We start from the raw sequence: 19,896 nt of genomic DNA, 5'->3' as shown, positions 1-19,896 counted from the left end.
TCAGGGTTTGGTTAACACTTCTTTGTGAAATACTTAAGCCTATTTTTCTAATGCGCTTGATAAGCACGGTGTCTGCAGGCGCGTGGGCGATGAACGCCAACCGGATATAAAAACGATTAGGCGCCAAGCGCCTGCGAACTTTCAGTGGAGAAGTGCTCAATGGCGATACCATCAGCCGATATTCTTAAGTCGACCCAGCCTGGTGTGATGAACGGCCACTTGCTTAATGGCGTCAGGGTGAGTGCGGTTAGCTCTCAGGGCGACTGGGAGGCGTTCGCTGATACCCAGGAGGGTGTGGCACGGATAGAAATACCGGCTGATCCGCAGGCACGTCTTGCTTTCGTTCGGCGTTGGATGGCGAAAAACCAGAAAGTGTTGAAGCGTGGCGGCATGGCGGCAACGCTCGTACTGCCGTTGATGGCTCAGCAGGCGTTGGCTGATGATATGGTCGCCATTAACGACCTGCAAGGGGTGGCTGAGGTGATACGCCAGCCCAATGGCAGCCTGACATTGGTAATGGATAACGGCCAGCGTATTTATCTAGCGGCTGCGGATGTTGCGCTAGAAGGTGGCCGTGTGGTGGTCGAGATCACCGCACTTATGGAAAAATTAGATGCTGACAGCGGCCTTCTTGTGCCGTTAAGCCAGCTGCCCAATGTGCAGACCTGGGAGCTGTTGCCCGATGGCAATGTGATGATTACCCGCGCTGACGGCTCGCTGTTGCTGGTGGAGCGGGGCGCGGTTGTGCAGCAGGGCGATCTTTTACTGATTAGCCCGAGTAGTGCGTTACAGCAAGGTGTTGCAGAAAGTACAGATTTTGGCGCACTGCTATTTGTGCCGAGCGCCTCTTTCTCACCTAGTATGAGCAGCAGTGAAACTACCTCGAGCAGCATAGGCGGTTCAAGCGCTAGCAACACACCGGTTAGCTCGTTTGGTGATATTCCACCTTGGCTGTATCTCGGCGGCGGTGCGCTTGCGTTAGGGGCGGCCGCAGCAGGCGGCGGTGGGGGAGGTGGCGGTGGTTCCAGCCCACAACCAGCGCCAGAGCCTCAGCCAGAACCAGAACCCCAGCCGCCGACCATTAGCGGTTATGTGATTGATGGCTATATTGCCGGTGCCACCGTTACCCGCGCAGTTAATGCCAATCAAGTGGAAACCAATAGCAACGGTTTCTTCAGTGGCCTGCAGGGCAGCGGTATTCTGACTGCCACAGGTGGGGTCGATATTGCCACGGGCCTGCCCTTCAATGGGGTGCTGCGCGCGCCAGAAAACGCCACGGTAATCACGCCGTTGACCACCATGATGGTCCAGCTATCGGCGCAGTTTGATGTCAATGACGCTAACGCCCAGAGCATGATTAAAACCGCGTTAGGCCTGGACGAACGCCTGAACATACTGACCACCGACCCCTTGGCTGAAGCGTCTTCTAGCGTCGATTTGCTTATCGCAGGCATCAAAGTGGCTAGCTTGCTGGCGATGGCTGACAGCGCCGGGATTAGCAGTAGCGATGCGCTGTCACGCTTGGCGAATGCGTTCAATCAAGCCAATGAAACAGGTCGCGAACTCACCAATCAGCAAATGGCCGATGTATTAGGGCTACCTTCTATCACAGGCCAAGTAAAGCAAGCGTTGGATGCTATTGATAACGCGGGCGCAGATGTCAGCCTTGATGCCTATCGAAACGGGGACAACAATCCACTGCGCGATGCTCAGCAGGCCGCCCAAAATCCCAATAGCGATCTTTCTAATACGATTGATGTTCGCGCTGATCTTCCTTATCTCACGCTTCAAACCGCGGTTAATCTTGCGCAACAAGGAGACTTGCCATCGCAGTACTTGGTCAATCCTGGTCAGCCGTTCTCTGCGGGCACCCTAGGACTGACCGTCGCCGCTGACCGTTTAGCATTGGTAGAGAAGATTTTAGCGGGTGATTACGATGTTGGAACGGCGCCTATCGAGCTTTCCGACATTTACACATGGTCAATTCGCGCCAGCGTCGAAGATGTGCTGGTTACCGGTGGTTTGGAGCGTCCTGCCGTTTTAGGCGCGGAACGCGTCACGTTGACGGATGAAACGATTCGACCGGACCAGTTTGCAGACCTGAATACGCTGGATAATTTCGTACTTGGTAACACCGTCGTGCCTTACACGCTAGAACAGGCACTGGAAACGGCAGAAATGCCCGCCAACTACACGTTAGACCCAGCGGTGCCGCTAAATAAAAATGCCCTAAGCCTGCGTGAAGCTGCAGAGCTTATTGATGAAACCCGACTGTTAACGGACCGCGCCCTTAATACCGGTGAGGATGGCTTAAACCGCGAGATGTTGTTGGACTGGACCATTCTCGATAGCTTTGAAAACGTGATTGGCGCTTCCAGCGCCGACCCGCAGCTTAACGAAGCCCGTCGTGTCAGCGTTACGGAAACCGTGATTACCCCTGCGCAATTTAAGCAGCTTGATGCGTTGGACAATTTTGAGTTAGGCGCTACAGCCGTTGGTTATACGTTAGAGGAAGCTCTTGAAGCAGCGCCACTGGCCAGCAACTACCTTATTGATCTTGATGTTCCTCTCGATGTAGGCACCGTGACCGTCGCCCAGGCCGCCTCAGCGTTTGCCGATGTTTCACGGGTGTTGGAAGGTGCCAATAATCAGCCGCCGCTGTCGCTATTTCAATGGGCCGTGAGTGATAGCGCCACTGCTATTATTGCAGACCTCAATGATGCCCATGTGACCGGTGCCAACCCCATCACGATCAGTGATCGCTCTCTCACCGTCGATGAGTTTGACCAGCTAAATACGTTGGACAACTTTCAGCTAGGCGACACCGTTGTCGGTTACACCTTGGCGCAAGCTGTCGCGGCCGAGGTGATTGCCGACAACTATGATATTGCCCTTGCGCCGCCCCTTAATGCGGGCAGTGTCAGCGTTTTGGAAGCACAAGAGACGCTTGCCACGGTAGAAAACATTCTGGCTAACGCGCTTAACTCAGACTCGCTTAATGCCGATCAGCTTTTTAACTGGACGGTGCTGGATAGCGCCGATGCGGTTCTTGGCGCGGGCGATGTTGCCCATTTGCTGCGCGCTAACGCCGTCAACGTTAATGACGGCATGATTAGCCTAGCGCAGTATGAAGCCCTAACAGGGCTTCAGAGTAACTACGTACGCACTGGTGAAACCGTCGAGTACACCTTGTCGGAAGCCATTGACGCCGAAGACGTTGGCGCGCTGCTCACCAATTACGCGATCAATCCAGAGGTGGTTCGTCTGGGTGGCGAGCTCTCCGTGGCAGCTGCACGGGAAGACTATGCTCAGATCGAAGGGTTAGTGGCTAACGCTGAAAATAGCGCGGAGCTGCGCGAAGATCTGCCGTTTAGCTGGGAAGTGGTCGATAACGCCAACACCATCATTGGCGATATTGCTGAAGACCACGTAACGCTGGCGGATCAGGTGCGTGTTGCCAATGCAGGGATTAATCAAGCCCAGTACGAACGTTTGGCGGTGCTAGAGAACTTTGAGTTGGCCGACACCGTTGTTCTCTATACCTTAGAAGGTGCTGTTAGTACCGACATCGAGCTGGCGAGCAATTATCAACTTGCGCTAGACGTTTATAACCCTGGAGAGCGTAGCGTTACTGAGGCCAGCGTAGAACTCGCCCGTGTGGAAAATATTATTAGCGGTGCCAATAACGCCGGTGGGCTAGACGCTGACGTGCTGTACAACTGGGTGATTAACGATACCGCTGAGGCGATTTTAGCCGCTGCACAAGGCGCGCCGCATATCGCTCGCGCCGATGAGGTTCGTGTTACTGATCAAACGATTACGCTTGACGACTACACGGCGCTGTTAGCCATTGAAAGCGATAACGCTGGGTATCAGCGCGGCGACGAGCAGGTGGAATACACGCTAGCGCAGGCATTTAGTGTGGGTGCCGATGATGTCGTGGCGAACTATCTGATCAGCACAGCGTTATTTGCGCCGCAGTCACTGACCGTCGAGTCTGCTATTAATGATCTAGCCGCTGTGCGTCAGCTGCTGGATAACGCCGAAAACACGCCGAATCTTACCAATGTCTATACGTGGAGCGTGCTGGATAGCTATGACAATATCCAGTCCCAGCTAAGGGCTAATCTTCCGGAAGGCTTGGAGCTTGCAGAGACGATTCAAGTCACTAACCCCACATTAACCGCTGCACAATATGAACGCTTAGATGCGGCGCTGGATAATTTTAGTTTAGGTGAGGCGACTGCGGTCTCCTATGCCGATATTAGCGATGCGTTGCGTGCCGAAGAGGCTGATTTACTCGCGCCAGCAGGACGTTTTAGCCTGCTAGATGATACCGCGCCCTTTACCGCGACATTAACCGTCGCAGAGTCTGCTGATACCTTGGCCAATATCCGCACCGTATTGGAAGCCGCTAACGGCCTGGTCAATGATAACCAAACCGTGCAGGCCCTGTTTGACTGGACGGTAAGCGACACGGCTGACAACGTTATTCAAGCGATCAACCAGGGCCATGTCACCCTGGCTGATACGGTGGCAATTACCAATGATCAAATCACTTACGCCCAATATCAGTCGCTGATAACGCTAGGCAATTATCAGTACGCCAATGACCCTATTGAAGTGTTGTATAGCCTGGAAGAAGCACTCCAGGTGATCGACCAAGAGGGTGTTGAAAGTCTTAATAAAGACCCGAATGATAACAGCGTGGGTTATCGTATTACCGATGCAGAGCTGTCGGTTGGCACCTTCACCGCGGCAGACGTTAAACCGCTGGTAGATAAGGCGGTATCTGCGCTGGCAAATGCCAATAATGCGCCGACGCCTGTGTTAAATACACTGCTGAAGTGGACGGTGGTTGATACGTCAGCGGCCTTGCTTGAAACCCAGGTTGGCACCGCGTTCCCACTGCACATTACCGGCGCAGAGCAGGTATCGGTGAATAACGACATTCTAGCAATTGCCGATTTACAGCGTTTACAGCGGATAGAGAGTTTTGAACTTGGCGACACGCCGGTGCGGTTTATTTTAACCAGCAATTTAACGCTCAACCAGATTGAAAGCATTGCCAATAGCTACGAAATTACCCCAAGCAGTGTTGAGCTACCAAACTTTTCACTGGCAACCGTTGAAGATGCACAAGCCCGCTATCAGTCGGTTCAGGCGATTGTCGATGGGGCGCTAAACAGCCGCGATGTCAACGTGGAAACTCTTCAGACCTGGAGCATCACCAATGCCCAGGCGACTAATCTATTGGCAGCCAGTGAAGAGGCATGGGTACTGGGTGCGGATAACATCAGCTTGCAGCTGGGAGCCGATGAGCTGCTGACCGCCGAGGAGTACGAAGCGTTCGTTGCGCTAGGCAACGTGACGCTCGATAGCATCGAAGTAGGCTACTTTCTGCAAGATGCGGTTGCCGTCATCAATGCGGGAGAGGTACTGCCTGCCAGTACGGAGGAGCGTCCTGGCAGCTATCAAATTTTGGCTGACCAACCGTTTAATGTCACCCCGTTAACCGTCGCGGAAGGTGAGCAACTGCTCGCTACTGTTGCTCCTATACTGGCAGATGCCAACAATGCCGCTGAGCTGGATCGTGACACGCTACTGATCTGGGTCATTGAAGATGATGCCCAGCGGCTTATTGACGCTATCGATAGTGACGTGCTGTTAGCGGCGAACAGTGTGCGCGTTAATACGGATGAGATCAGCTCTCAAGATTTTGAAGTGCTCAGTGAGTTAGACAACTTTGACCAAACAGGGTTAACGGTTTCGTACGCCCTGGGCGATCTGGTGCAGCGCTTCGTCAGCGGAAGAATCATCCCCGAAAATTACGCGTTAGATACCGATCAAACGGCCTTTTTTGATGCAGGGTTGTTAGATGTCCGTGCGGCAGAGCAACTGTTTGACGCCGCCAGCACGCTGCTGGAGGGTGCGGTCAATAGCGATGTGCCGCTCTCTTCGCTCACCACATGGGTAGTCCAGGACACCTACCACAATATCTACACCCTGAATGTGGTGGGCAATGGGGATGAGCCTGCTGAGTTTCTGGTCGATGATGCCGCCAGCATTGTCGTAATTGATGACCCGCTTAACACTAACGATGAGCAGGATCTGAATATTGCCTTTACCGTTAATGGCTACGAGCACCAGCCGGGTGCTGAAGCGGGTGGTAGCGTTGAGCAACTAGCCCAAACCTTTACGGTAGATGGCCAGTCTGGTGGCGAGGTGATGAACATTACTGACTTCCGTGTTGGTGATGTGCCGGGTGCTGATGAGCTGCGCGTTGAACTGACCGCCGAGGAGTTTGCTGCGCTGCGTGGTGATGGCTCGGGGTTGGTCATCAGCGGTGAAGTGCAGGCGTTAGATATCAACGACGCCTTTGCTGTGTTCACTACCGCTGAGTTCGAAAACGGCGTTGATTGGTTTGATCAGCTAGGCCTTGAAACCGGTGACGTAGTTTATCTCTTAGCGGGCGACGGCAGTACCCAAGATATTGATGACGATGCCCTGCTACAGCGTGTTGAAGCCCTTTCAAACAGTACGTTTGACGCTGATACGCTGGCAACGTTTGAAAATATTAATTTGGGTGACTTTGACGACGTTAACTGGAATACCAACTACAACACGTTTGCTTAGGCTGTGTAAGGGCAATATTGGCGTGTGTAGCCACTATTGCCCTCCATCGGTGATGTGTATTGTTTGTACAGCCGTTTTTTCCTGCAAAAGAAAGCGTCGGTGCTTTCCTCGCTTTTATAGTGGCAGCCGTTTTATAGTGATCTTGTTAACGTAACGCCGAACGGTACGTCCATGGTTCAGTTTGAGCTGCATAACCGCAATTTAGCCCCGGAGCAGGTGTCCCACGCCCACGACTTTCACCAGTTAATTCTGGCAACGTGTGGCGTGACGGAGCTTGCTATGGAAGGGCAGGGCGAGCGCGTGACGGCGCGTCGTGGCTGTTTGATCCCATCGTCCCGGCACCACGAATACCAAGGTGATGGCAGCAACCGCACGCTGGTGCTGGATATTCCGGTGAAGCACTTGGCGGTTTTAGAAAAAGGTAGTGAAATCGAGCGGCTGTTCGATAAGCCGCGCTTTTTTACCGTGCCCCCGGCGCTTAATCAGCTTACCCATGCGTTGGCGCATCAGTTGGAGCAGTGCCCCGCGCTGCAAAATGAAATTGCTGTGCTGCTGCTTCGGGCGTTGTACATGTACCTTCAAGATGAGCCGAAGCAGGTCGCTGATAAAATTGGCGCTCGCTGTATCAGTGAACGGCTGGATCTAGAACGCTTGGATGCGTGGTTGGATCAGCACTTAGCGGACGATATTCGGGTTGAGCAGTTAGCCGCACTATGTGCGCTAAGCCCTGGTCATTTTCATGCCTGCTTTCGCGAACTAACCGGGGTGACGCCTTTGGCGTATGTACAGCGCAGGCGGCTTGAACATGCCCGTACCCTGGTGCGCCACAGTGCGCTGAGCCTAGGTCATATAGCTATGCTGGTTGGCTTCCGTGATCAAGGCAGTTTTTCACGTGCCTACCGGCGCTACTTTGAAATTGCCCCCTCCTCAGACCGTTAGCCGTCGTTGCAACGTCCACCGCCTACGTATTCATTCTTGCGGAATTTCAGCACTTGCGGGCAAATGTTGCAGAGTTTCGGGCAAGCACATTGCGCATCGTCGTCGTAGTCTCAAGAGGAACCTTACCTTCCTTGGAGAGACCTCATGAGTGTTACCTATCAAGACAGCAATGCCCGTATGAGCCAAGTAGCGATTCATAACGGCACCGTGTATCTCGCCGGCCAAGTACCGAGCGATGCGACCGCTGATATGCGTGGCCAGACCGAGCAAGTACTTGCGCGTATCGATCAGCTGTTAGCCCAAGCAGGTACCTCGAAAGAGCATCTGGTCTCGGCCCAGATTTGGGTCACCAGCATGGCTGAGTTTGATCAAATGAACGCCGCTTGGGATGCTTGGGTAGTGCCTGGCCGTCCGCCGGTGCGTGCAGCCCTCGAAGCTAAGCTTGCTAAGCCGGAATGGAAAGTAGAAATCATGGTCGTTGCTGCGCTGCCGGAGGCTTAATATGCAGGTTGTATCAGCGGCGGAGGTGGAACGCCATCTTGCCTGGAAAGGCTTGATTAAGCGGCTACATACGACCTTTGTGAACGGTGTTGAATCTCCGCCACGCCACCATCACGCCATGCATCGCCCCGACGGTGAAGCCACTATGCTGCTAATGCCTGCTTGGGAAACAGCAGGCTATATTGGCGTCAAAATGGTCAACGTATTTCCACAAAATGCCCAGCATAATATTCCTGCTATTTCAGGTCTTTATTTGCTTAGCGAAGGCAAACATGGGCAGCCGCTGGCCTGTATTGATGGCAGTGAACTAACGCGCCGTCGCACGGCAGCTGCTTCCGCTTTGGCCGCGCAGGCATTAGCTAACGAAGCAGCCGAAACGCTTCTGGTAGTGGGTACTGGCAAGTTAGCCCCTATGGTCATTGAAGCCCATGCCAGCGTGAGGCCTATCAAACGCGTTTTAGTGTGGGGTAGAAACCCTGATAAAGCCTCTGCTATTGCTGAGGAGTATGCCGACCGTTTCGATACCCAAGCCGTGGGCGATTTGCAAGACGCTGTTGCCCAAGCTGATATCGTCAGTTGTGTCACGCTTTCCACCACGCCTTTGATTAAAGGCGAGTGGTTAACGCCAGGCACCCATGTTGACCTTATCGGTGCTTTCCGCCCTCAGATGCGCGAAACCGATGCTGAATGCCTGCGCCGCGCTGATGTGTTTGTGGATACCTACGCAGGCGCTAAGGGTGAAGCTGGCGATATTCTTCAAGCGATTGACGAAGGCGTATTCCGTTTTGATGAGATCAAGGCAGAGCTTGCTGAGGTGCTTTCGGGAACTAAGCCGGGTCGTTGCTCTGTAGATGCGATCACGCTGTTTAAATCAGTGGGCGCATCACTTGAAGACTTAGCGGCGGCGATTGAAGTATGGGAGGCTATGACAACAGCATGATTCCCAAGATAAAAAGGCAGGGCTGCGACACATGAAGTGCTTTTACCACCCTGATCAAGACCACCATGCGCCGCCGACCTTTCTGCTGCGCGGTCAGCCGGCACCTTCACCTGAAGGGCCGGTTCGCGCTGAGCTGCTTAGCAAAGGGCTAGCGGCGGCTGGTTTGAGCCTAACGGCACCTAGTGAAACCGACTCGCCGACGCTGCGTAAACGCCTTGAGCAGATTCATACGCCGCGCTATTTACGCTTCTTGGAAACGATTTATGCGCGTTGGCAAGCGCTGCCTAATGCAGCGGCGCTGGTAGCACCTAACGTTCACCCTTGTGGGGGGGCGAGCCACTATCCACGTCACCCTGTTGGCCAGGCGGGCTGGCATTTACACGATATGGCCTGCCCGTTAAGCGACACCAGCTTTCAAGGGGCACTCGCTTCGGCGGCGACTGCCGTGGCGGCAACTGAGGAAGTGATGAGTGGAGCATCGCTCGACTCCCCCTCTCGTGCTTATGCCCTGTGTCGGCCACCAGGACATCATGCAGGGCCAGACAACGCGGGCGGTTTCTGCTTGCTGAATAACGCTGCCTTGGCTGCCAGCGTGCTGCGTGAAAAGTTCGCTAAAGTAGCGATCATTGATGTGGACTTACACCACGGCAATGGCACTCAGGATATTTTCTATTCGCGCGGGGATGTCTGGACCGGCTCTGTACACGTTGACCCCAGTGACTTTTACCCTTTCTTCTGGGGGGGCGTGGATGAAGCGGGTAGCGAAGAGGGCAAAGGTACCAACGTTAATCTACCTTTGCCATTGGGCAGTGATGGCGAGACCTATCTGGACGCCGTGGCCACGCTGATTGAGCAGCTCAACCGTTACCAGCCTGACGCGGTGGTGGTGTCCTTGGGGTTGGATGCCCATAAGGATGATCCACTGGCGGGGTTTAACGTCGAAACGGAAGCCTTTGTGGCTCTGGGTGAGCTGTTGAACGGTTTATCACAGCCCACCGTGGTCATTCAGGAGGGCGGCTATCCGACCGAACATCTCAGCGCTAATCTAACCGCTTTTATGCGCGGTTATCAGAGAAGTTGAGAGAAGCTAAATGAGTCACACAGGGTTTTACTGGCACGAACGTTGTTTTTGGCACGACCAGGGTGCGATTGGCGTTTTTTCCGCACCCGGTGAGTTTTTGCAGCCGCAGCCTGCGTCGGAAAGTCCCGAAAGCAAGCGTCGGCTGAAGAACTTGCTGGAAGTCAGCGGCCTGATAGATGAACTGAAGGTGGTTAAGCCACCCGCTGTTGCACAGGACGACCTGCTGCGCTTTCACACCCCGCGTTACCTGAAAATGCTGGCGGAAGCCGATGCGAATGGCGGTGGCAACGGCGGTGACTGCGCACCCTTTACGCCTGGCAGCTGGGCCGCTGCACGGCACTCAGCGGGGCTTGCTGTGGCAGCGGTAGAGGACGTGGCGCTTGGGCATGTCAATAACGCTTATGCGCTTTGCCGCCCACCGGGACATCACGCCGAGGCGGATCAGGGGCGTGGTTTCTGTTTGCTGGGCAACATCCCGGTAGCGGTGATGCGTGCCCGGGCCTTGGGGCAGGTAAAGCGGGTAGCGATTCTTGATTGGGACGTGCACCACGGTAACAGCCAGCAGTCGGCGTTTTACGCTGAGCCTGAGGTGTTTACCGTTTCCGTTCACCAAGCCGCGAACTATCCGCTTGATACCGGCAGTTTTGAAGAGCAGGGAGACGGCGAGGGTCGGGGGGCAAATCTCAACCTTCCGCTGCCGCCGGGCTGTGGTTTGGGCGCTTATCGCTATGCGATGGAGTCGCTGGTGTTACCAGCCCTGGAAGCGTTTAACCCAGACTTAATCGTGGTGGCCTGTGGCTATGATGCTTGTGCCAAAGACCCGCTAGGCAAGATGCTGCTCAACAGTGCGGCGTTTGCCGAAATGACCGCACAACTAAAAGCGCTTGCCGCCCGTTGCTGTCAGGGGAAGCTAGTCTTCGTCCATGAAGGCGGCTACTCAGAAGGCTATGTACCGCTATGTGGGCATGGCGTTATTCAAACCTTGGCTGGTAGCAGTATTCGTGTCCCCGACCCGCAAAACGATGAAATTGCTGCCTGGGGGTATCAGGCCTTACAACCGCACCAGCAGGCGCTTATCGACGGCTGGCGCCAACAGTGGGAGCAATGCACGCAATGACACCGCTTTATGATCGCGATGGTTGGATTTGGCAGGATGGTGAATGGCTGGCTTGGCGAGAGGCTAAGGTTCATGTGTTTACCCATACGCTGCACTACGGAATGGGCTGCTTTGAGGGTGTGCGCGCTTATGAAGGGGAGCAGGGAACGGCACTGTTTCGGGTAGCTGAGCATACCCGCCGCTTAGCAGAGAGCGCCCACTCCTTAGATATTCCGCTCGCTTTTAGCGAAGAGGCGCTTATCGAGGCTCAGCAGGAGTGCCTGCGTAAAAATCAGCTAACTAACGCTTATCTTAAACCAACAGTGTTTCTTGGCGCGGAAGGCCTTGGCCTGCGAGCCAAAGGATTAAGCACCCATGTGATGATTGCTGCCTGGGATCTTGGGCCGTATCTGTCGCCACAGGCAACCCGCTGTGGGTTACGTGCGCTGACCTCCTCTTGGGCGCGTCACCACGTCAATATCAGCCTGTGTCGTGCCAAGACCAGCGGTCATTATGTGAATTCGATGCTGGCGCTGAATACCGCCGTGAAAGCAGGGTTTGATGAAACCATCATGCTCGATCCGGAAGGCTATGTGGCCGAAGCATCCGCCGCTAATGTTTTCTTATTGCGCGATGGTGTACTGCACACGCCCGAAGTGACGTCCTGCTTGCAGGGTATCACTCGCGACAGCGTGATCCAGTTAGCCCGCGAGGCGCTGGGCATTGAAGTGCGCGAGCGACGCATCACTCGTGATGAGCTGTATACCGCCGATGAAGCGTTCTTAACCGGTACCGCTGCGGAAATCCTTCCTCTGCGTGAACTGGATGGCCGCCGCATCGGGGTAAGGGCGGGTGCGCCGGCTGTCGACGCGCCGATACCGGACGACAGTGTGACCGCGCGCTTGCAGCGCCTGTATCGCCAAGCAGTGCGTGGCGAGCTGGCCGCGTTCAAGCACTGGTTAACGCCCGCTTAGGTTCGTTCTACCTAACCCGCCCAGTGTTTGAATAATGCCTGACAGCCAGTGCTGTCAGGCATTCTCTTTAATGGCCTGCTCAAGAATCGCCAGCTGCCCTGGTTCCAAAGCATCCGCGACAGCGGTGATGCGTAAGACATGACCAAGCGCTGGGTGAGCGGGGCGGGCGATTAAACGGCCTGCTTCCAGTAGCTCACGGTTTACCCGCTCGGCCAGTTCGGCAGTTGGTAAGCGAATGCCGATAAAGTTGGTGGCGCTAGGCAGTACGTCGGCACCCAGTGCCTGGAAATGAGCTGCTAACTGTTCCCGCCGTGCTTTCACTTCCGCAATATGCTGGTTAACTTCATCAGGGTGGTCGAGCACGACTTCTGCGGCTGCCTGGGTAAAGGTGGATACCGCGTAGTGAATGCGTACCTTCATCATCAAGGCAAGCACATCAGGGTCAGCAATCGCATAGCCAATGCGTAAGCCTGCTAAGCCGTGGGCTTTTGACAGAGTGCGTAGGCGAATGACACCAGGAAGTGCCTTGGCCGCGAAGTCACTGTTGGCGTCATCACGAAAATCGCCATACGCCTCATCCAGCAGCAGCCAGCAGGTATCCGGCAGTGCGTCGCGCAGCTTGAGAATGGCACTGTCGCTATGCAGGTGGCCGCTAGGGTTATCCGGGTTGGCTAAATAGACCAGCTGGGCATTTTCCTGGTGTGCTGCCGCCGCTAACGCTTCCAAATCAGGGGCCAGTAGGCCAGGGGCTTCAACATAGCTAGGTTCTACTAAGTGGCAACCCTGGCCTTTCGCAAAGTAACCAAAGGTTGGGTAAGTGCCCGCCGTACTAACCACGGTGTCGCCCGGTGTGCAGGTGGTGCGCAGTGCTAACGCAATCAAGCTGTCGGCACCGGCATCCACCAGCAAGTGGTCAAGCGGTATACCTTGCTGGGCGCTTAGTCGCTGACGCACGCCGAGAGCTTCTGCATCGCCGTAGCAATAAACATGCTCGACGACAGCATCGCCAAAATGCTCACGTAGCGCACGATGGGGCATGTCCAGCCCTTCATTAGAGCCCAATCGATGAGGGATCTCGCGGCCAATGCGGCGCTCCAAAACTTTAATCCCAGGAAACGGATTAAGGGGACCGTCACCAGTAAGATGATAGGGGTAGGAGGGCATATTGGTATCCTAAGAGAAAAGTGAATATTGTTAGCTCAAAATCTTACCGCGATTAAGCAGCTGGTGCGGGTCAAACGCCTGCTTGAGTGTGTGCATTAATTCAATTTCCGCCTGAGAGCGGCAGGTGCTAAGCCAGGGGCGCTTTTCTAAACCAATGCCATGCTCCGCTGAAACAGAGCCTCCTAGTGCTTTAAGTGGCTCGTAAACCAGTGTTTCTACCGCATGGCGCTCTTCTGGTGCATCGCTGCCAACGCTAACAGAAATATGCAGGTTGCCATCGCCAAGGTGGCCAAATACCACCAAGCGGCCATCTGGCCAGCGTTGTACCAGTTGCTTCTCTAAGGCATCGGTATAGCGCTGCATATCGGCAATGGGCAGGCTGACATCAAAGGTAAAGATGGGTGCCAGCCCCTTGATGAGCCCTTCAATATCTTCTCGTATCGCCCAGAGACCATCGCTTTGTGCGCTTGATTGGGCAATCACCGCATCGACGACTAAGTCTTGTTCAAATGCCTGTTCAAGCGCTGCCCGGAATTGCTCTGCATGGTGGGTTTCATCGTTGCCGAGTGATTCGATAATCACATAAAAGGGGTGTTCTGCTGGGATCGGGGGCGTGTGCCTCGCCAGGGTTTCAGTGAGCAGGCGATAGTGGTTTTGCCACATTACCTCAAACGCACCCAGGCCACCCCCAAGCGCTTTGCCCATATGGCTTAATAGCCCGGTGAGCGCGTCAAACGAGGGGCAGGCCACCAGCGCCGTTTGCTCGCTAGGAGTAGGCGGCTGTAGCCGCAGCACGGCGCGTGTAATAATCCCAAGGGTGCCTTCACTGCCAATAAATAGCTGCTTTAAATCAAACCCTGCATTGTTTTTCAGCATGCGGTTCATGGAGCTGACAACACGCCCGTCGGCCATCACTGCTTCCAGCCCCAGTACTTGCTGGCGCATCATGCCGTAGCGAATCACCCTCACACCGCCAGCATTGGTGGCGATATTGCCGCCAATCGTACAGCTTCCGCGTGCGCCTAAATCCAGCGGGAACTGAAGGCCAACCTCGTTAGCAGCTTCCTGTACCCGCTGAAGAGGCGCTCCGGATTGCACGGTAATGGTGCCACCGACTTGGTCAATTTCTTCAATAGCGGTCATGCGCTCCAGGGAAATGACCAGCTCCCCTGGGCTAGCCTCCGCGCCATGCACTAAACCGGTTAAGCCGCCGTGGGTTACCACTGGCTGTTTAAGCGCGTGGCATGCCTGCATAACAGCCGCTAACTGTTCGGTATCTGCCGGGCGCACAATGGCGCCTGCCTGGCAGGGCGCACCGGTCATCCAGTCAACACGGCGACTAGTGACATCATTGCCCGTGAGCACATGGGCAGCACCAACAAGTTTACGCAGCGCCTCCAGGGTTATCTGCATGGGTGTTCCTTGGTAAAGAGGTTAACGATTTAATGATTAGGCGGTAGCCGCCACCGGCGCTTGACGACCAGGAATCGCATCAAGCAGCGACTGGGTGTAGGCTTCTTTTGGCTGAAGGAATATTTGTTCAGCGCTGCCTTGCTCAACAATACGGCCATGCTGCATTACCACGATGCGATCGCAAATTTGCGCAGCTACCCGTAAATCGTGGGTAATAAACAGTAGTGAAAGCGAAAGCCGTTGCTTCAGTTCTTCAAGCAGCTCAAGCACCTGGGCTTGAATAGACACATCCAGTGCTGAGACCGCTTCATCTGCCACAATAAGCTCTGGATTTAACGCTAACGCACGGGCAATGCCAATGCGCTGGCGCTGCCCGCCGGAAAACTCATGGGGGTAGCGCTCCACGGCGCTTGCGCCAAGACCCACTAGGTCAAGCAATTCCCCCGCTTGTTTCAGGGCAGTGGCTTTGGGGGTGCCATTGGCCATAGGCCCTTGTGCGATCGCCATGCCGACCCGAGTACGTGGGTTAAGCGAGGCGTAGGGGTCCTGAAAAATCATCTGCACGCGGTGGCGTTCACGACGCAATGCATCGCCCTTTAGCTGTGAAAGATTAACACCATCGAGCAGCAGTTCACCGCTATCTGGATGTTCAAGACGCACCACACAGCGGCCAAGGGTAGATTTCCCCGACCCCGATTCGCCAACAATGCCGATAGTTTCGCCGCGCGCCAAGGTTAGCGAGATATCATCCAGCGCGCGAACTTCGCGGGCCGTTTTAAACCATCCCCCGCGTGAACGGAAGACTTTATTTAGCTGTTTGATCTCTAGCAGCGGGGCCACCTGGCTTGTCTCACGGTGTGGGGGCACGGCATTGCTGGGAATGGCGGCAATCAGTGCTTGTGTATAAGCATTTTGTGGATTTTCCAGCACCTCTTTTGCTTCACCGATTTCGACAATTTTACCATGGCGCATAACACAAACGCGGTTGGCAATTTCAGCCACGACCCCAAAATCATGAGTAATAAACATCACCGCCATACCACGGCGGCGCTGCAGATCACGAATAAGCTCAAGGATTTGGGCCTGGGTAGTCACATCCAGCGCGGTGGTGGGCTCGTCGGCGATTAACAGTACGGGCTCAAGGGCCAATGCCATGGCGATCATGACGCGTTGCCGCTGGCCGCCTGAAAGCTCAAAAGGATAAGCGCTAATGGCTTTTTCTGGCTGCGGGATACCGACTTCAATCAGCAGCTCCAGAGCGCGCGCTTGCCGTTGTTTGGGGGTTAATTGACCGTGTGCTTCGAACACCTCAGCAATTTGGGCACCGACCCGCATTAACGGATTAAGCGCAGTCATCGGTTCCTGAAAAATCATGCCGATTTTAAGGCCGCGCAGGGCGCGATGCTGCTTCTCGGTGAGGGAAATAACGTCTTGTCCCAGAAAGTTGACCTCACCTTGAACGGGGCGAACGCCTTTAGGGAGCAGTCCCATCACAGTGTTAGCAGCCATGGATTTACCTGAGCCGGACTCCCCGACCACGCACATGATTTCGCCGCGATTAACGTCGTAGCTAACGTTTTCCACCGCCAAGGCTCGGTCGGCCCCTTTGGGTAGCGCCACACTTAAGTCACGAATGCTAAGTACTGTTTCAGCTGATGGATGCTCTTTTTTAGAATTGGTAGTGACCGTCATAAAGGGGCTCCTAGCGCTCGCGGGAAAGTTTGGGGTTAAGCGCATCGTCTAGCCCTTCACCGACTAAGTTCAATGCTAGAACGGTGAGCAGAATCGCTACACCAGGAAAGAAGCTCAGCCACCACGCTTGACGAATAACCGTACGCGCTGCGCCAATCATGTAGCCCCAGGACATCACATTGGGGTCGCCCAAGCCTAAAAACGACAGCGCTGATTCCAGCAAAATAGCGGTAGCGACCATCAACGAGGCCAGCACAATAATTGGCGACAGCGTGTTAGGCAGAATCTGACGCAAGATAATGGTGCTATTGGTTTGGCCAACCAAGCGAGCCGCTTCAACGTATTCACGGTGCCGCAACGACATAAACTCAGCCCTTACCAAACGGGCAACCGGGGGCCAACTGACCAGCGCAATTGCCAGCACAATGGAGGTGATGCTGGGTTGCATAATTGCCACTAGCACAATTGCCAGGGCAAAGTTGGGGATGGTTTGAAAGAACTCGGTAAAGCGCATGAGTACGTCGTCAATCAGCCCCCCGTAGTAGCCCGCAATCGCTCCCAGCGGCACGCCAATTAGTAGGGCAACGCTAGTGGATACCAAACCAATCAGCAGCGACACCCAGGCTCCATGCATTAACCCTGCAGCCACGTTGCGTCCCATGGTATCGGTGCCCAGCAGAAAACCGTCCTGGGAAAGCGGCGGCAAAAAGGGACGCTGAACCATGCGCCAGGGAGACTCAGGAAATAGCAGCGGAGCAAGAATCGCCATGGCGATAATCAATAGCAGAATGATCAGCCCTACCAGGGCACCACGGTTTTGCGCAAAGCGTGCGAAAAAGCTCATGAGGCCCCCTTAATGCGCGGATCAGCCAGGCGGTAAACCAAGTCGGTAAGAATATTGAAGACAATCACCAACGCCGCTGAGAAGAAGAAAATACCCAGCAACAGGTTGTAGTCACGCTGCTGTAGCGCTTCAAACATCAGTCGCCCAATACCCGGCCAAGCAAATACGGTTTCCGTCAGAATAGCGCCACCAACCATCTGCCCAGCCTGCAAGCCTGCCAGGGTGATAATCGGCAGTAAGGCATTGCGCAGAATGTGTCGGCGCTGAATGACGCTAGGCTTTAAACCCTTCGCACGGGCGGTTTTAACGAAGTCCTGCTGGGCTGCATCGAGCATTGAGGTGCGCGTCATACGGGTATAAATCGCCATAAAAAATAGCGCCAGCGTGGTGGCAGGCAGTATTAAATGCTTGGCGACATCCAGCACAAGCGCAAAGCCAGTGTGGCCCGCGCCAACCGTGTAAAGACCATAAGCGGGCAGCCAACCAAGATAAACAGAAAACACCACCACCGACATCAGTGCTACCCAAAACAAGGGCGTGGCATAAAACACTAAGGCCAGCGCCATAATTAGCGAGCCAGAGGGCTTTTTAACCCGCGCCGCTGCCATGGAACCTGCCACTATGCCGAGCACCAGCGAGAGCACAAACGCCGTGCCGGTTAGCAACAGCGTGGCGGGTAAGCGATCCATAATCAGATCAAAAACAGGTACACCAAGCCGATAGGAGTAACCAAAATCGAGCATGGCAATGCCTGATACGTAACGCCACAGTTGCACATATATCGGCTGATCAAGTCCGAAGCGTTCACGTAACTGGTTGAGAAACTCCTGGTCAGCCGCGCCCGCCTCACCGGCTAAAATCGCCGCAGGGTCTCCGGGGGCCATCTGAATAAGAAAGAAGTTAAAAATAACGATTAAGAACAATACGATAACGGCCTTCAATAGCCGCATCACTATCAAGCGAGCGTAAACCATAGACACCTTCCTGACCGACACCTTCATGACATGGCTGAAGCACCCAGGCAGCTGGCGCTACCTGGGTGGGGCTGTGGCTAAAACTAGCGGTCTAGCCAAGCATCTTTGAAGCCGTCGTTAACACCCACGCCGGAGGTCACGAGGTCTTTTACGTCACAGCGGTAAAGGGTAGGGAAGCCAAGCTCCATCAACCAACCGACAGGCACGTCTTCGTGGAGAATCTCCTGCACTTCACGGTATAGCGCTTCACGCTCTTCATCAGGGAAGGCCGTGGCCGCAGCGTTAAACAGCTCGTCGACCCGCTCGTTTTCGTAGCCTTCTACGTTATTCCAGGGTGAGCCTTTGGCAATATTGTCGGAAAGGTAGGTGCGCGAAATGCCCAGCGCTGGGTCGCCATACTGGAACAGGTAGGTAAAGGCGAGATCGTAATCCCAGTCGCCCAGGCGCTGGTTCCAGCCGCCTACGTCGGTGGCTTGGGTTCTTACGTTAATACCCACTTCACGCAGGTTCTGTTGTACAGCTTCAGCCCAGCGGGTCCACGTTTCGCCGTAAGGAAGTGGCAGAATGGTAATTTCTTCGCCGTCATACTCCATTTCTTCCAACAGCTCACGGGCACGGTCTGGATTGTGATCGTAAGGCTCTAAACCGTCATGTTGGAAACGCGCATTGGAGCCAAAGGCTGAGAGCGGCACATTGCCTAAGCCATTCCACAGCACATCTTTGGCAAATTCACTATCCATGGCATACATCACCGCTTGGCGGAAGCGTTTGTCGGCGGTGGGGCCTTCACGGTTGTTCATCCACAGCATGGCGAAGGGACTGAAATATTCGTGGCCTTCTTCCGTCATGCAGACGTTATCCATGGCGGATAAGCGCGGAATATCGAAGTTCTCAACGGTGCCGCTTGGCAGGACATCGATGGAGCCATTCTCGAAGGCGACAGCGCGGGAGCCGCCGTCTGGAATGATGTGCCAGTTGACGCCGTCTAGATAGGGGAGCCCGTCTTCGTAGTAGTCATCGTTTTTAACCAGCTCAATGACGGTGCCGCGTTCCCAATTAGCAAACTTGAAAGGGCCTGTGCCAATCGGGTGGTCGTTGTGTTCGTTGTTGCGGAAGTCTGTATCCGCGTAAAGGTGTTCAGGCACCATAGTGAAGGTGCCTGCTTCAAAGGAGATCAGGAACGGGCCGAAGGGCTCGATTAAGGTAAATACAACGGTGTGGTCATCCGTTGCTTCGATGCTTTCCACATGTTGTAAAACGGCCCGCGCACTGGGGTTCAGCTCGCGGTGGAAAACATCGGCAGAAAATACCACGTCGTCAGCGGTGAAGGGCTCACCGTCGTGCCAGGTGACGTCTTCACGCAGATGAAAAGTATAGGTGCGGCCATCGTCGCTGACTTCCCATGACTCTGCGAGCTGCGGCATGGGTTCCAGGTCTGTGGTGTAGCGCAGCAGCCCTTCATAGATATTGCCTGCCACGGTGCGTGTAGGGGCGTTTTGCACCATCCCCAACACTAAGCCTGGCGGTTCTGGTTGAATAATGGTGTTAACAGTGCCGCCCTGTTTCGGGTCGTCTGATAGAGCGGCCGACGAAAAAGCGAATGCTGCAGCGGAAATTGCCAAAGCCAGTGGTGTCTTCATGT

The 19,896-nt window shown here is 54.7% G+C and carries 13 protein-coding genes; 7 read left to right on the top strand and 6 right to left on the bottom strand.

Annotation, left to right across the window (positions count from 1 at the left end):
- Nucleotides 1-159: 159 nt before the first annotated feature.
- The 7 genes from M0220_RS04450 to M0220_RS04420 all read left to right on the top strand — a co-directional run bounded on the left by M0220_RS04450 (nt 160) and on the right by M0220_RS04420 (nt 12,167).
- Nucleotides 160-6,636: a calcium-binding protein gene (locus tag M0220_RS04450; RefSeq protein WP_264018800.1), complete on the top strand. Its 6,477-nt coding sequence runs from the start codon at nt 160-162 to the stop codon at nt 6,634-6,636.
- A 171-nt stretch (nt 6,637-6,807) separates the two neighbouring features.
- Complete coding sequence (locus M0220_RS04445; protein ID WP_264018799.1) at nt 6,808-7,575, top strand: helix-turn-helix transcriptional regulator; 768 nt, start codon at nt 6,808-6,810, stop codon at nt 7,573-7,575.
- A 144-nt stretch (nt 7,576-7,719) separates the two neighbouring features.
- Nucleotides 7,720-8,076: a RidA family protein gene (locus M0220_RS04440; RefSeq protein WP_030069556.1), complete on the top strand. Its 357-nt coding sequence runs from the start codon at nt 7,720-7,722 to the stop codon at nt 8,074-8,076.
- 1 nt (nt 8,077) lies between these two features.
- Complete coding sequence (locus M0220_RS04435; protein WP_264018797.1) at nt 8,078-9,016, top strand: ornithine cyclodeaminase family protein; 939 nt, start codon at nt 8,078-8,080, stop codon at nt 9,014-9,016.
- Nucleotides 9,017-9,047: 31 nt separating this feature from the next.
- On the top strand, nt 9,048-10,097 hold the full coding sequence (locus M0220_RS04430) for a histone deacetylase family protein (RefSeq protein ID WP_264018796.1): 1,050 nt from the start codon (nt 9,048-9,050) through the stop codon (nt 10,095-10,097).
- Nucleotides 10,098-10,107: 10 nt separating this feature from the next.
- A complete protein-coding gene (locus M0220_RS04425) occupies nt 10,108-11,214 on the top strand; it encodes a class II histone deacetylase (protein WP_264018795.1) in 1,107 nt (368 codons plus the stop codon).
- Complete coding sequence (locus M0220_RS04420) at nt 11,211-12,167, top strand: branched-chain amino acid transaminase (protein WP_264018794.1); 957 nt, start codon at nt 11,211-11,213, stop codon at nt 12,165-12,167. The genes M0220_RS04425 and M0220_RS04420 overlap by 4 nt, the downstream gene beginning before the upstream one ends.
- A gap of 54 nt (nt 12,168-12,221) precedes the next feature.
- On the opposite strand, the gene M0220_RS04415 is transcribed toward M0220_RS04420, so the two are convergent.
- The 6 genes from M0220_RS04415 to M0220_RS04390 all read right to left on the bottom strand — a co-directional run bounded on the left by M0220_RS04415 (nt 12,222) and on the right by M0220_RS04390 (nt 19,894).
- On the bottom strand, nt 12,222-13,331 hold the full coding sequence (locus M0220_RS04415; protein ID WP_264018793.1) for a pyridoxal phosphate-dependent aminotransferase: 1,110 nt from the start codon (nt 13,329-13,331) through the stop codon (nt 12,222-12,224).
- Nucleotides 13,332-13,361: 30 nt separating this feature from the next.
- Nucleotides 13,362-14,744 carry an FAD-binding oxidoreductase gene (locus M0220_RS04410; protein WP_264018792.1) on the bottom strand — a complete coding sequence of 461 codons (1,383 nt, stop codon included), beginning with the start codon at nt 14,742-14,744 and terminating at the stop codon, nt 13,362-13,364.
- 36 nt (nt 14,745-14,780) lie between these two features.
- A complete protein-coding gene (locus M0220_RS04405) occupies nt 14,781-16,436 on the bottom strand; it encodes an ABC transporter ATP-binding protein (RefSeq protein WP_264018791.1) in 1,656 nt (551 codons plus the stop codon).
- Between the two features lie 10 nt (nt 16,437-16,446).
- Nucleotides 16,447-17,280 (bottom strand): ABC transporter permease, encoded by an 834-nt coding sequence (locus tag M0220_RS04400; RefSeq protein ID WP_030069574.1) that lies wholly within the window; start codon nt 17,278-17,280, stop codon nt 16,447-16,449.
- On the bottom strand, nt 17,277-18,254 hold the full coding sequence (locus M0220_RS04395; protein WP_030069576.1) for an ABC transporter permease: 978 nt from the start codon (nt 18,252-18,254) through the stop codon (nt 17,277-17,279). The genes M0220_RS04400 and M0220_RS04395 overlap by 4 nt, the downstream gene beginning before the upstream one ends.
- Before the next feature lie 83 nt (nt 18,255-18,337).
- The gene (locus M0220_RS04390; protein ID WP_264018790.1) at nt 18,338-19,894 is read right to left on the bottom strand and encodes an ABC transporter substrate-binding protein; all 1,557 of its coding nucleotides are present in this window, start codon (nt 19,892-19,894) and stop codon (nt 18,338-18,340) included.
- Nucleotides 19,895-19,896 lie beyond the last annotated feature (2 nt).

The organism is Halomonas qinghailakensis (assembly GCF_025820815.1).
Taxonomy (GTDB): Bacteria; Pseudomonadota; Gammaproteobacteria; order Pseudomonadales; family Halomonadaceae; genus Vreelandella; species Vreelandella qaidamensis.
This window is presented reverse-complemented; position numbering and strand designations above follow the sequence as displayed.

Excerpts from the sequence above, each read along its gene's own strand:
- M0220_RS04395 (WP_030069576.1), bottom strand. The coding sequence starts at position 18,254 with ATGGTTTACGCTCGCTTGATAGTGATGCGGCTATTGAAGGCCGTTATC.
- M0220_RS04405 (WP_264018791.1), bottom strand. The coding sequence starts at position 16,436 with ATGACGGTCACTACCAATTCTAAAAAAGAGCATCCATCAGCTGAAACA.
- M0220_RS04410 (WP_264018792.1), bottom strand. The coding sequence starts at position 14,744 with ATGCAGATAACCCTGGAGGCGCTGCGTAAACTTGTTGGTGCTGCCCAT.
- M0220_RS04400 (WP_030069574.1), bottom strand. The coding sequence starts at position 17,280 with ATGAGCTTTTTCGCACGCTTTGCGCAAAACCGTGGTGCCCTGGTAGGG.
- M0220_RS04415 (WP_264018793.1), bottom strand. The coding sequence starts at position 13,331 with ATGCCCTCCTACCCCTATCATCTTACTGGTGACGGTCCCCTTAATCCG.
- M0220_RS04425 (WP_264018795.1), top strand. The coding sequence starts at position 10,108 with ATGAGTCACACAGGGTTTTACTGGCACGAACGTTGTTTTTGGCACGAC.
- M0220_RS04390 (WP_264018790.1), bottom strand. The coding sequence starts at position 19,894 with ATGAAGACACCACTGGCTTTGGCAATTTCCGCTGCAGCATTCGCTTTT.
- M0220_RS04420 (WP_264018794.1), top strand. The coding sequence starts at position 11,211 with ATGACACCGCTTTATGATCGCGATGGTTGGATTTGGCAGGATGGTGAA.
- M0220_RS04450 (WP_264018800.1), top strand. The coding sequence starts at position 160 with ATGGCGATACCATCAGCCGATATTCTTAAGTCGACCCAGCCTGGTGTG.
- M0220_RS04430 (WP_264018796.1), top strand. The coding sequence starts at position 9,048 with ATGAAGTGCTTTTACCACCCTGATCAAGACCACCATGCGCCGCCGACC.
- M0220_RS04445 (WP_264018799.1), top strand. The coding sequence starts at position 6,808 with ATGGTTCAGTTTGAGCTGCATAACCGCAATTTAGCCCCGGAGCAGGTG.
- M0220_RS04435 (WP_264018797.1), top strand. The coding sequence starts at position 8,078 with ATGCAGGTTGTATCAGCGGCGGAGGTGGAACGCCATCTTGCCTGGAAA.
- M0220_RS04440 (WP_030069556.1), top strand. The coding sequence starts at position 7,720 with ATGAGTGTTACCTATCAAGACAGCAATGCCCGTATGAGCCAAGTAGCG.